At 67.5% G+C, this 12887-nt stretch carries 10 protein-coding genes; 1 reads left to right on the forward strand and 9 read right to left on the reverse strand.

Translation table 11 applies throughout. From position 1 onward, the window contains the following. Positions 1 to 35: 35 nt before the first annotated feature. A complete protein-coding gene (locus A7V84_RS07140) occupies positions 36 to 1013 on the forward strand; it encodes a tripartite tricarboxylate transporter substrate binding protein (RefSeq protein ID WP_025518135.1) in 978 nt (325 codons plus the stop codon). A gap of 120 nt (positions 1014 to 1133) precedes the next feature. On the opposite strand, the gene A7V84_RS07145 is transcribed toward A7V84_RS07140, so the two are convergent. The 9 genes from A7V84_RS07145 to A7V84_RS07185 are packed head-to-tail and all read right to left on the reverse strand — an operon-like array spanning position 1134 to position 12883. Continuing rightward, the gene (locus A7V84_RS07145) at positions 1134 to 2372 is read right to left on the reverse strand and encodes a VWA domain-containing protein (RefSeq protein WP_033534173.1); all 1239 of its coding nucleotides are present in this window, start codon (positions 2370 to 2372) and stop codon (positions 1134 to 1136) included. 46 nt (positions 2373 to 2418) lie between these two features. Then, positions 2419 to 2928 carry a hypothetical protein gene (locus tag A7V84_RS07150; protein ID WP_033534172.1) on the reverse strand — a complete coding sequence of 170 codons (510 nt, stop codon included), beginning with the start codon at positions 2926 to 2928 and terminating at the stop codon, positions 2419 to 2421. Then, the gene (locus A7V84_RS07155; protein ID WP_051348336.1) at positions 2925 to 3662 is read right to left on the reverse strand and encodes a hypothetical protein; all 738 of its coding nucleotides are present in this window, start codon (positions 3660 to 3662) and stop codon (positions 2925 to 2927) included. Before A7V84_RS07155 ends, A7V84_RS07150 begins: the two co-directional genes overlap by 4 nt. Before the next feature lie 16 nt (positions 3663 to 3678). Further along, positions 3679 to 5280: a formylglycine-generating enzyme family protein gene (locus A7V84_RS07160; protein WP_231886761.1), complete on the reverse strand. Its 1602-nt coding sequence runs from the start codon at positions 5278 to 5280 to the stop codon at positions 3679 to 3681. Beyond that, positions 5270 to 6478 (reverse strand): ABC transporter permease, encoded by a 1209-nt coding sequence (locus A7V84_RS07165; RefSeq protein ID WP_063492012.1) that lies wholly within the window; start codon positions 6476 to 6478, stop codon positions 5270 to 5272. The genes A7V84_RS07160 and A7V84_RS07165 overlap by 11 nt, the downstream gene beginning before the upstream one ends. Further along, positions 6475 to 7179, reverse strand: a complete 705-nt coding sequence (locus A7V84_RS07170; protein ID WP_025518146.1) for an ABC transporter ATP-binding protein — start codon at positions 7177 to 7179, stop codon at positions 6475 to 6477. Before A7V84_RS07170 ends, A7V84_RS07165 begins: the two co-directional genes overlap by 4 nt. Before the next feature lie 10 nt (positions 7180 to 7189). Continuing rightward, on the reverse strand, positions 7190 to 9184 hold the full coding sequence (locus A7V84_RS07175; protein ID WP_025518147.1) for a vWA domain-containing protein: 1995 nt from the start codon (positions 9182 to 9184) through the stop codon (positions 7190 to 7192). A gap of 12 nt (positions 9185 to 9196) precedes the next feature. Continuing rightward, the gene (locus A7V84_RS07180; protein WP_127070793.1) at positions 9197 to 10123 is read right to left on the reverse strand and encodes a hypothetical protein; all 927 of its coding nucleotides are present in this window, start codon (positions 10121 to 10123) and stop codon (positions 9197 to 9199) included. A 9-nt stretch (positions 10124 to 10132) separates the two neighbouring features. Beyond that, positions 10133 to 12883, reverse strand: a complete 2751-nt coding sequence (locus tag A7V84_RS07185) for a virulence factor SrfC family protein (protein ID WP_025518149.1) — start codon at positions 12881 to 12883, stop codon at positions 10133 to 10135. Positions 12884 to 12887 lie beyond the last annotated feature (4 nt).

Consider the following 12887-nt stretch of genomic DNA (forward strand, 5'->3'; position numbering starts at 1 on the left):
ATGAGCAGCAACCTCACCTATTCCAAGGAGACACTATGAACAGCAAGCGATTTCCCTTCCCGCTGCGCGCGCTGGCGCTGGCCGCCGGCCTGACGGCGGCCTCGCTGGCACAGGCCGCCGACTGGCCCGACCGTGCGGTGCGCCTGGTGGTGCCGTTCTCGGCAGGCGGCCAGCTGGACAACATGACCCGCATCTTCGCCACGGGTCTGTCCGAACAGCTCAAGCAGCCGGTCATCATCGACAACCGGCCGGGAGCAGGCGGCATCATCGGTTCGGACATCGTCGCCAAAGGAGCGGCCGACGGCTACACCTTCCTGATCGCGGGCAACGGCGCCATCACCAACAAGATGCTGCGCAGCAAGATGCCCTATGAAGACAGCGACCTGGTGCCGGTGGGTCTGCTGTTCGAATCGGCCTCGGTGATCGTGGTCAAGGCCGACAGCAAGATCCACTCGCTCAAAGACTGGCAGGAAGAGGCGCGCAAGAAAAAGCACCCCATCCTCTTTGCCACCGCCGGAACTGGCAGCACCGGCCACTTTGTCGCCGAGATGCTCGGCCAGGCGCTGCAGGTTCCGGTCACGGTCGTGCCCTACAAGAGCGGCTCGGAAAGCTCTACCGCGCTGATGGGCGGGCAGGTCGACGCCGCCTCGGAAGCCGCCGTCTCGGTACGGGCCTACGTCAATGCCGGCAAGGTACGCGCACTGGCGGCCACCGCCGACCATCGCAGCCCGCTGCTGCCCGACACCCCCACCACCGGCGAGCAGGGCTTCGGCCAGATCAACATCACCCACTGGGGCGGCATGTATGCGCCCAAGGACACGCCCCAGCCCATCATCACCGCCATGAACCACGCGATTGACCAGGTGATGGCCATGCCCAAGGTCAAGCAGCAGCTGACCGACGCCGGCTACGAAGCCATCCCCAACACGGTCGAGCAGTTCAAGACCTTCATCGCCGCCGAAGACAAGCGCCTGGGCGCCATCGTCAAGGCAGCCAACATGAAGGCCGAGTAAGGCCGCGCCCGCCTCACGGTGCGAAGCGGCAGGGCCTGCCCTGCCCCGGCCCGGTTTGACAGCCCGGCGCAGGCCAGCCTGCGCCGGGCTCTTTTTTCGCCCTTGGCCGGCCGCCCGGCCTCAGGGCGCCAGCATGCGGGCAGCCTCTTTGGACAGGTCCACCCCCGGCGTATCGCGGTTGCGGGCGCCCCAGTTGTACGACTCCCCGCCGGTGATCTTCGCCGCGCAGGCGTCCAGGCTCTTGTCGCCGGTCAGGTCCACCACGTTGATGCGCAGGCGCGGCTTGCTGCGATGGATCTCGCGGGCGGTCGCGCAGACGTCCCCGCCGCAGCCATCCGGGCCGCCGGCAAAGACAAAGATCAAGGCATCGCGCTGCCTGCCATCCACTTTGGAAGCGGCCACCTTGAGGCTCTCGGCCAGGGCTGAAGCCCCCACGCTGGAGGTCTGGCGCAACTGCGTGAGCAAGGCGTCGCGCTGATTGGCCTTGTAAGGCCCGTTGTGCACCGGCGCGGCGCAGCTCTTGCCGGCGTAACGCACCAGATGGGTCTCGGTACGCGCAGGCAGGCCCCCGACGATGCGCTCGATCTCATGACGCGCAAGCTGCTGGCGCAAGGGCGAGTCCGCCCCAGCCGGCCGAGCCATGCCCGCCGAGGAGTCCAGCACGAAGACCAGTTCGGTGGGCCAGCCGGGCTGGGGATCGGGCTTGGGTTGCGGCTTGGGCTTGGGCGCAGGCGGTGGCTCGGCCACGGGCTCGGGCGGCGCAGGCTCGGGCGCAGGCGGCGCCACCGGTTCGGGCGCAGTGTGCACCACCGGCGCCGCCGGGGGCATGACGGGCGCCACCGGGCGACGCATCAGCCACCACCACAACAGCCCCAGCAACAAGGCCAGCAGCAACAGCGCCAGCAGCCACCACCACCAGCGCCGGCGCGGCACGACGACCGGCACAGGCGCCGGCGCGCGCGGCTCGCTCCAGTGCGTGATCAGCAAGCGTCCTTCCACACTGTGCAGGCGCGCCGGATCCGGCGCGCTGCGCAGGCCGCGCACCGTGGCGGCCTGCTCGCTCAATCCACGCGCCTCCAGGGTCTGCGCCAGGCTTTCCAGCTGCCCCTGATGCTCCGCATAGCGGGCCAACAGCTCGCGCTGCTGGTCGGCACTGAGGGCCGCGAAAGGCGTGACCTTGCCTTCCTGGCGGGTCCACCACTCAAGGGTCCCGTCGGCGCCGGCCCGGGCAATGGCGTAGGCCTGCGCCACGCTGGGCGGAAAATGACGCTCGATCAGGGCCAGGCCGTCGCTGAAGGCGCGCGCGGCCTGCTCGGCAGCCGCGCCATCGGTATTCGGCTCACGTAGAAAACGTTGCACGGTGATGCTCTATAGAAAAGCGGCGGCCCGCGCGGGCCGCCGGGATTTAAGGCGCCTGCAGCACGCTGGCGCGCAGGCGCTTGACCATCTGCTCCAGCTCCTGGGCCTTGCGCTGACGCGCCGCGATCTCCGCATTGCCTGCCGAGGCCGTGATGGGCTGGGCCTGCAGTTCGGCCAGATCCTTCTCGGCCAGCTTCAGCTGGGCCTGCAGCTTCTTGTCGGTCGAGCCCTTCTGCTTGACCTGATCCAGCAGGCGACGGGTGCTGGAGACGACCTGGTCGCGAGCCTGTTGCTGCGCCTGAAGCGGCAGCTTATAGGAAGCCTGCTGGGCTTCCAGCGCGGCCAATGACTCGCGGAACAGGGCGTTCTCCTCCTGCGCGGCGCTCAGGCGCGCCTCCTTGCGATCGACACTTTCGCGATAGCCCCCGGAGGCATCGCACTGCATCTTGCGAAAGATGCTGACATCGGCATTGTTGGGATCGCAGGCGCCCGGCGGCAGACTGCCGCAACCGCCCAGGGCGGCAAGCATCAGGACAAGCAGATAACGCGGTTTCATGCGGCTTTCCCCCAATCCAGCGAATCACGTTGCGTGGTCAGCACGCCCATGGCGTTGCGCAGCTTGGCCGCCTCGACCTGCATTTTCTCGATCTGGGCGTCGAGCTTCTTGATCTCGGCCTTGCTGCCGCCGGTGGTGGCGGCCGACACCTCGCGATAGGACGCGATCTTGTCGTCGATGTTGGCCTGCTCTTTCTTGATGCGCGCAATGTTGGCATCGATATTGCGCAACTGCTTGCGCGCGGCCTCTTCCTGCATGCGGCCGGTTTTCACTTCGGCATTGAGCTGGGCCAGCTTTTGCTTGTCCGAGTCGATCACCGCCTGGATGGTCTGCGAGCGCTGCTGCAGTTTCTGGGTATCCTGTTCGACGTCCTGGGTCATGGCGTCCAGCATCTCACCGGTGGTCTTGTACTGGCTGCGACGATAGTCGAGGTAGTAGTTGGTGCCCATGGCCACGCCGCAGGCGGCCACGCCGGCGATGATGGCGCACATCGCCTTCTTGTTGCTGGGCGCGGTCAACAGGCAGGCCGCCACCCCCAGGGCCGCCGCCCCCGCGCACGCCTGGAAGCCCGAGCGGCTGAAGAACTCGGCATCATTGCCGGCGTCCAGGCGCGGGTCGACCTGGGCGCCGCCCAGCATGCTGCTGCCGGTGCTCGCGCACCCGGTGATGGCCAATGTGGCCGCCATCATTGCGGCCATCCAAGCGCGCCGCCAGCGCGCGATTCTGCTTTGCATCTGCTTCTCCATCCGGTCAGTTCTTGACCGCCTCTACACATGCCGCCAGCCAGGCGTCCTTGTTTATCTTCCAGGACTTGAGATAAGCCTGCTGGTGGCCCCAATACACATTCAGATAGGGCTGCAGCCCTTTGAGTTTTTCGTTCTGCTCCAGGATCCTGGAGATCACAGGCATCTGCCGCGCAATGTTTTCCTTGCCATAGAGCGTGGCCGCATCGACCAGGCTGCTGGCGTAGTACTGCGTCGTTTCCGCCAGTTCGTAGCGCCGCTTGTCGATGTTGCCCTTGTAGCCCACGCACTCGGGCGAATCGGCGGATGCCTCGCACAGTTCCTTGTAGGTGTTCTCGACGAACTGCACATAGCGTCCGTCATCACGCAGCTTGGTGCACAGAAAGGCGCCCAGGTTGAGGCTGGCCCGGATGGCCTGGTCGCGCGCCTCCTCCTGGCGCTGGTTGCTGGCGCGCAGCTTGCCTTCCAGCTCCTTGAGTTGCTCCTTGAGTTTTGCGTCCTCGACCTTGCCGGCCAGTTCGCCGAGCTCCTGCACCGCCGCACGCCCCTTGCCCGCGGCGTCGTTGGAAACATCGCCGCTGCCCAGCTTGCGCCAGCTTTGCTCCAGCTGCTGGATGCGCTCGCGCGAGGTCATCTCGGGCGCGGCCACCACCCAGCGCATGCCCACGGCATTGTCGAGCTGTTCGCCATCCTCGCTGTAGAAGTTGCCTTCACGACGCGCCGCCGAACGGATCCCGTCTTCCGGCTTGCGAAAATCGCCGCCACGGATCACATAGGCTCCGGCTCCGCCATGCTGGCGATCCAGCTTGTTGAGCCGGAAGGCATCCTGGGTCATCTCGGCGGCATTGCCCAGCATGTCATGCAAGCCCAGGGGGTTGGGAGCCAGCAAGCCGACCAGTTGCAGCTTGCCATTGGAGGACTGGGCGCCGCCATACCACTCGTGGGCCTGCACGCCCTCAGGCATGGGGTAGCGCAGTTCGGCATAAGCCGCCGGATCGACGTTGGCGCCGCCGCGGGCCGCAAACTCCCATTCCACCTCGGTGGGCAGGCGCACGAAGCCCGTGATCCCGTCTTCCTTGGGCAGCGCATTCTTGTGATGCTGGCGCAGCCACACGCTGTAGCGGTGGGCCAGGTTGACCGCCTCGAACCAGCTCACGCCGGTGACCGGCAGCATGCCCTTGCGCGACGGCGCCTCGCAACCCTTGCCCTCGTTCTCCAGCGTCTTGAGCGCCTGGTACTGCTGCCCGGTCAGCTCGTACTTGGCCATCAGGTAATAGCGCGCCGCGGCCCCCTTGCCCTGTTCGGTGAAGCTGCCGGCGATATGGGCCTGGCGACGCTGCTCCACGAAAGCAAACTGCTCCGACTCCTGCCCCACCATGACCGGCAAATCATCCAGCGGGCCGGCCGACGGCACCACGACTTTGCGAAACACCAGTTCGCCGCCGCAAGGCAGCGGCAATACCACGTCGCCGGCGGCCGGCTTGGGATTGGTGTAGCGGGTGTCCCACTTGGCCGCCTCGGCAGCATGGACCGCCGAGCCCGCCATGAGGCCCATGGCCACAGCCAGGACTCGCCAGCCGGCCTGCGGCAGATTGGATTCAGATTTCACGCAGACTCTCCGCAGGTTGGATCCGGCGCGCGCTGGCCGCGCCCAGCAGGCAGGCCAGCAGCGCCACGGCCAGCGTCAGGCCCAACGCCGCCAGCGCATGCCAGGGCGTGATATGGCTGATGAAGCGGCCGGTCTCCTGGCTCAGGCCAAGCAGATGGTTGAACAGGCTGCTGCCGGCGGCATACAGCCCCAGCCCCAGCACAAAGGCGATGGCCGTCAGCACCAGCGCCTGGATGAGGATGTAAGCGCTGATCGCCCCGCCCTGCAGGCCCACCAGGCGCAACAGCGCCAGGTCGCGGCGCTTGCGCCGCACATTGGCCAGGAAGGCCCCGCCCAGCGAAGCCAGGCAGCCCAGCACCGCCGTGCCGGCGATCACGCCGAAGACGGTCGACAACAGGTGATCGATGGCCTTGACGTTGCGGATCTCGGCCAGCCGGCTGGACGTCTCGATCCGCTGGCTGTTCAGGCGCTGCTCCAGCGCCTGCACGGCGTCGATGTCACGGGCATAGATGCGCGCCTTGGAAAAACGACGCTGGGCCTGCGAGGCGGGCCGGCCCTCGTCCACGCCCAGCGACGCCACGGCAAAGCCGTCGCGATACCATTCGATATCCTGCAGCAGCGCGGGGGCCACGAAACCGGCGGCGCGCGGATAGGCTTGCGGCGCCAGCACCGCGCTGACCCGCAGGCCATGCATGACGCGCTGCTCGCGCCCGTCCAGACGCCGCAGAATGCGCAGACGCACCGCATCCCCCGCCCGCACGTCCAGTTTCCGGGCGGCCTGCGCGCTGAGCACCACGTCGCCGGCCGTCAGGCCCGGGTGGTCCACGCCGGCCAGCAAAGGGTCGCCCGCCGCCGTGGGCAGGATCTCGGCGCTGTCGACAAAGCGCCCGCCGGCCACGAAATCGGCCTGGGTATTGAGCGAGCGCGTCAACCCGATCACAAAGCCGGCCTGCGGCTCGCGCGCCAGGGCATCGACCCAGTCCTGATCATAGCTGCCGCTGCTCAGCATGCGGATTTCGAGGTTGCGCGGGTCATTGAGCAACTGATCCTGCAGGGCGCTGACTACGCCATGCTTGAGGCCGAACAACAGCAGCAGCGGCGCGATCACCGCCACCAGCGAGGCCACCATGCACAGCGATACCAGCCAGTCGTGACGCAGATCGGCGCAGGACAGCCGCGCCACCTGAAGGACTTTCATGGGGCCGCTCCCGCGAGGGTGAAGACGCTTTTTCGCGGGCCCAGGCGCGCGGCCAGCTCGGGCAGGCCGAACTCGCGCACCAGGGCGCGATCGTGCGACACGACCAGGCAGGCCATCTCGCGACGTCGCGCCAGCTCCAGAAACAGGCCGAACAGGCGGCGCGCATTGTCCGGATCCAGCGCTGAGGTCGGTTCATCGGCCAGCAGCAGCTGCGGACCGTGCGCCATGGCGCGCACGCAGGCCACGCGCTGGCGTTCACCGATCGACAGGGCCGCCGGCATCTTGTGCAACAGCCCGCCCAGGTTGAGGGCTTCGATGGCATAGTCGAGATGCGCATCGCGCAGCGCCAGGCCAGCCAGCCGGCGCGGCAGCACCAGATTCTCGAAGGCGCTCAGGTAAGGCAGCAGACCGCCCGACTGCAGCACGAAGCCCAGCTGGCGCGCGCGCAGTCCCGCCAAGGCGCGATCATCGCCGCGCAGCGCCCACTGGCCGACGCTGGCGCAATCGCCCAGCCGGTAGCTGCCCAGCCGCTGCGGCGTCAGCAGCAAACCCACGCCTTCGAGCAGCGTGCTCTTGCCGCAGCCGCTGTCGCCGACGACCGCCACCACTTCGCCGGCCCGCAGGCGCAACGCCGGCAGCTCGACCTCGTAGGCATCGGCGCCGGCGCCGCGCCGCAAATGCAAATCCTCGATTGCCAGCATCAGAGCCGTCTCAGGGCATCATTTCCAGCGGCACCGGATAGACGTGTTCGCGCGGATCGCTGTCCGGCGCCAGCGCCACCCAGCGGTCGACATCGGCGTTATAGAGTTGGTAATGCTTCAGCTTGATGGTCAGGCTGCGGATGAACTTCTCCTGCGCCAGCCCGTCCATGCTTTTCCAGGTGTCCTCATCCAGGTTTAGCACCTCGCTCTGGTACGGCAGCCCCTCCAGATACTCGGCCAGGAACCCCATCTCGGCGAGCTTCTTGTCGGATTGCTTGAGCTGATTGGGGTCCGCGCCCATGGCGGCGGCCACCGCACGCAACTGGTTGAACATCTCCGATGACGAGATCAGGCCCTGGTTGGCCGCCTCCACGATCTTGCGCATGACATCGCTCAGGTCGCTGAGCTGCCCCTTGGTGAGCAGCACCCGCACATCGGTGGTGGGCAGATTCTGCCTGATCAGATCGCGGTCGCTGATCCAGGCCTGGAACACCGGCGGCGCCTGTGCGCCGATCCGCTCGCCCAGATAAGCCAGCTTCATGGCCTGGCCGATCAGCGCGGCGTCTTCCTGCAATTTCTCATCCGGGGTGGCCGGTTTGCGCCCGGGGTCCGTGGCATTGGCTGCGCTGCCCACGGCATCCTCGCCCAGATAAGCCGACTTGACCTGCTGGGTGATGGCGCTGGAGAGCAGATCGACCTTCTTGCCGAACTCGTTCAGATCACCGGCGTCGACCGGGTAATAGAGCGACAGATTGGTCGAGCCGTAGGTCGACAGATCACGATACTGGGCCTGGGCGTGGGCATGATTCTTGGCGCCGGCCGGCGTCTTCAGGTGCAGCGTGTAGATCGCCACGCCCGGCTTGGCGGCCTCCATGCGGATCTGCCCGGCATCCAGGCCCGTGGAGGAAAGCTTGTGCGAGCCCTCGATCGCGCCGGCATCGGTGATCAGCACGATATAGCGGGCGCCGAACTGGCTCCAGTCCACCGAGTTCAGCGCATCCATCACGCCGGCGTAGGAGTCCTCGTCGAACAGCGCGCTGGATACCTTGGCCTGGCTCAGGCCCGAGACCTTGTCCAGAAAGTCGGCGCCGTCCTTGACGGTGTTCGGATCCGCGTAGACGCGGCTGACGTATTCCAGCCCGGGCACCGCCTTCACATTGGAGCGAAAGGCGACCAGGCCGAACTTGACGCGCTCGCCGAGCTTTTCCTGCTCGATCTGCTGATACACGCGGCGCACGGCTTCGCGCGTGCGCTCGATGTAGGGATCCATCGAGATGCTGGAGTCCACCACGAACACCACGGCGGCCGAAAACTCCTTGATCTGGTTGACGCGCTGCTCGCTGGATGACACCTCGTCGCCGGCCGTGGCCTGGGCGCCGGCGGCGGCTTCCTTGGCGCTGACCGAGGCGACATTCAGCACCCGGGTGCGAAAGCCCTGCTCGGTCATCACTTCCTCGCCGCTCAGGATGGGCAGCAGGTAGAAGTTCTTCTGCATGTCCACGAAGAGCTCGGGCTCCTGGGCCACCACGCCATCGGCGCGCCCCTGCTTCTTGAGCTGCTGGCGCAGCGGCGCCACCCGCGTGACCGGGTCGATGGCGTCGAGCACGCCTTCGAGCGTGGCGCGGTCCTTGAAGAACAAGGTGCGTTCGCGCCCGGCCGGGTTGGTGAAGGCCAGCGCCAGCTGCATCTTCCAGTCCACCGTGCAGGCCTGGTCCAGCCAGCCCACCGTCTTGCCGAAAGAGTCCGGCCCCACCTGTATCCAGTTGCGCCCCTGCTCGGGCTTGACCGCATAGACATAGAAACGGCTGAAGGCCGGCTGCGGCTTGCCGCCCGCCCCCCCGGGTTCGGCCACCAGCTGGCAGCCCGGCGTGGTCAGCACGCGCTGGTACAGGGTCTTCTTGCCTTCCTGCAGCAAGGGGGCGGCGCTGTGGGCGGCCGCGCTGAACGCCAGCAGGCCAAGCCCCAGCAGACTGCGGCGAAAAAGCGGGGGCACGGAACTCGTCATGCGGCGCCTCGATCAGTTGGGCAAGGCCTGCAGCTTGGCGCGGGCCTCGGCATGTTTGGGGTCTTTTTCCAGCACGGCCTCGTACCAGTAGCGCGCCGTGGCGGCCTCGGGCGGGAAGCAGGGGCTGGCGGCATGCGCCGGGTCATACTCCTGCGCATAGGCATAGGCGATGGTGATGTCGCCTGCATTGGCGCGGTTGGCATACAGGCGCTGCGCAATTTCGCACTGGCCACCGTCGCGCGCGGCCTGGATGACGGCCAGCAGGGCCGCCGGGTCCTGCACGTCGCGCACGCAGGCTTGCACGAACGTCATGACGTCCAGCTTATCCTGCTTGAGTCCGGTGGCCGTGCAGCCCATGGCGGCGGGCGTCCCGTCCGCCGGGGCCTCGGCCGGGGCCTCACGGCCCAGCAGCAGGTAGGCCGCCACGGCCGCCGCCGCGATCAAGACCGCCAGCAGCAGCCACAGCCACAGCCGGCTCTTGCGCGGCTCGGTCGTCGGCGCGGGCGGTGCCGGCGGCGCGGGTGGTGGCGAGGGTGGCGGCTCGGCCGGCGCGCTGATGGCGCTGTGGCTGCCTACCGTGGGCGCCTGCCCGGCCGCCGAACTCGGCAGCACCTCGGCCTCGACGCGGAAACCGTGTTGCACGGCCTCGCCCCCGCCGCTGCGCACATAGCCCCGGCAACGGGGGCCTTGCGTGCCGGCCAGCAAGGTATCGACGAAATCCGGCCCCACCGGCATGACCAGGGCGTCGCCCTGCAGGCGGGCGCCTTGCAGACGCATCCAGCGCTCGTCGCCGACCCATTGGCGGGCGTTGGCATCCAGGTGCCGCGCGCCTTCGTTGCGCTGTACCGACAACTCGACCTCATCGGCCGGCCCTTCCCAGGGCGAGATGTGCAGTTCCGCGTGACCCGGCGAAACCGCCTTCAAAAGTATGCTTGCCATGTTGTTCGACTATGCCTGCGTGAAGCCTTGCAGAATGCGCCCCAGCGCCTGGTTCTGTTCCAGCGAGATGTCCCGGCCGGCCGCGTGGCCGGCATTGTTGAGCACCACATCGGTCAGGCCGGTCAGCCAGTAACCGGCGTATTGCGCGTTGGTGTCCAGCGGCTGCGCATCCAGATCCGGCAGCCCGGCCGCATCCAGGCGCGTGGTGGCGGTGAACAGATGCTGTTTATTGACCAGGCTGAGCGGACGCTGCGCCTGGTCAATCTCCAGGAAACCCAGCCAGGCCAGAAAATCATGCAGCGCGAGCTGGGCGCGCAACACCTGGCGCATGGCCAGCTGTTCACGCCGGGAGCTGCTGTCCTGACGCTGCGTCAGGCGCGCCTCGATCTGCTCCTGCAACTGCATCCGGTGCGCGGCGGTCACCAGTTCCTCGACCAGCATGTCGGCCAGTTCCGGCGCGATGCCCAGGCTGGCCAGCAGGTGCGTGCGCTGCGGCAGTTCGCGCAGATGCGCCACCCAGCGCTGGAACACCGCCTGCGCATAGCGGTGGTCCGCCGTCTTGAGCGCCGGCTGGCGCGCGCCGGCCGGGGCGCTGGCCGGCGCCGCCCCGAACGGGCCGGGTTCGGCGGCGAAGGGGTTGGGTTCGGCCGCAAAGGGATTGGGCTCGGCGGCGGCAAAGGGGTTGGCTGCGCTCGCCGCCGCGGCAAAGGGATTCGACTCGACCGGCGCCTCGGCCGCCGCCGGCGACACCGCTTCGTCCTCGCCTTCCGGTGTCTTCAGTCCGTTCAGGTAGAGGTCGCGCAGGTCTTCGCGCTGCAGCTCCAGGGCATGCATCAGCTCGGGGATGGCCTTGCGCGCACCGTACAGCGCCTGCGCCAGCTGTTGGCCGCGCTGTTTCTTGAGCGCCAGGTCATCGCCGTCGATGCTCTGGTGATACTGGGCCAGACGATGCAGCACGCCGGTCTTGCCTTCGCGCTCGTCCTGCAACTGCTGACGCAGGCGATCGAGCTTGAAGTCGATGTCGACGATGCGGCTCAGGCCTTCGGCCAGGCGCGACATGCCGCCGTCGTTTTCCACCAGCACCGCGTCCCAGGCCTGCTGGGGCTGCGCCACGCGCTGCCGGATACTGGGGTGGGCCACGAAGTCCCGGCCCAGGGCATCCAGCCGCGCACGGCGCTGCGGATCGATTTCCTCGCGCTGGCCGTTGAGCCGGATGAAGGAGATCTCCATGCCGGGCTTGCGCACCAGGTAGACGTTGTTGAAAGGCACCTCGCCCGCCGGCCCCGTTGACCAGGCCTTCATGAAACCCAGGCCGCCATAGCGGTCTTCCATGGTACCGTGGATCATGCCGTACCAGCTTTCGTCGATCTGAGCGCCATCGGTCAGCCCCAGCATGCGCTGCAGCCGCAGGTCAAACTTGGTGATGGCCCAGAACAGGCCGCAGGCCCGCCCGGCGCGCGCCTGCGGCGAATCGCCCTGGCTGCGATCGACCCAGCGTTCCAGCACCTTGGCGATGTCACTGACATCGCTTTGCTCATGCGTGCACATCACCAGGCCATTCATGGCCTGGGTATCGGTATAGCGCTCGAACAGATAGGCCACCTTGCCGCGCAGCAACAGCTGCGCCACCGGATTGCCCTCGGCCGGCACATCGCTCAGCTCGCGCGCCGTGTAGCGCCCGCGATAACCGGGAAAATCAAGCAGGTCGACGCTGGCCACGCAAGGCTCGCGCGGTTCGTCGCGCAGGGGAAACACCAGTTCCAGCGTCAGCACGGCCAGGTGCTGCAGGTCGACGCTGACCGGCGCGGCCAGGCGCCCCTGCACGCAGGGACGGGCCTCGATACGCTTGCCCTCGTTCGGACGCAGCAGCACATCCACCGACATGATGCTGTCGCGGCCGTACTGCAGGCGGCCATCGACCGTGGAGGTCAATGCCTGCAGCGGCAGAAAGGCGGTCTGCGCGTAATCCAGCCGGCCCAGGCTGGCCGCGATGTCGGCATAGCAGCGGGTCAGTTCGGGAATCTCGCCCCACAGCAGCGAAAACAGCTCCGCGCGCTCGTGGGCGGCCAGACGTGGCGCCAGGCGCATGGCCTGCTGCCAATAGCCGTTTTCCAGCGCATGCAAGGGCCGCTCGAACGACACCCGGGCGTAATCCCACAACGACACCACATCGTCGGCGTCCACGCCTGCCTGCACCGCGCCCGCCTCGCGCCCCTCGAAGCGGCTCAGCACCCGTTCGATGCGCGTCTCGTCCAGGCGATACTCGACCCGGTTCTGGTCGAAGTCGTTGAACCAGCTGTTGCACAGAATCTTGGCCAGGTCGACCTCGCGCATCAGGCGCACCTCGATCGGGAAGGCGGGATCCTCTGCGGGCTGCGCCGCGCGCGTGAAGCGGGTCACCAGGCCGGTGGCTTCCTTGCCGGTGCCGGGCGGGTTCACATGACTGATGAAATTGACGCGCTGGCCGCCGTAATCGGTCTCGAACTGGCCATCGGCATCGGCGCCCAGCGCCGAGATCAGGAACGACTTGCCGGCCTGCGAGACACCGAAAAAGCCGATCGCCATGGGGGTGGCGGCGGCCTGCTGCAGATCGCGGCTCTTGTTGCGCATCTGGCGCAACTGGCGCAGCAGACTATCGGCGTCGTTGTCCAGACGCCTGGAGTCGCCGCGCACCTGTTCCACCCACTCGATGGCCTGGCCGGCGCCATCCAGGACGGCGCCCCACTCGCGCGCCAAGAGAGCTTGTTTTTCCGTCGTCATGATG

The organism is Bordetella trematum (assembly GCF_900078335.1).
Classification (GTDB): Bacteria; Pseudomonadota; Gammaproteobacteria; order Burkholderiales; family Burkholderiaceae_B; genus Bordetella; species Bordetella trematum.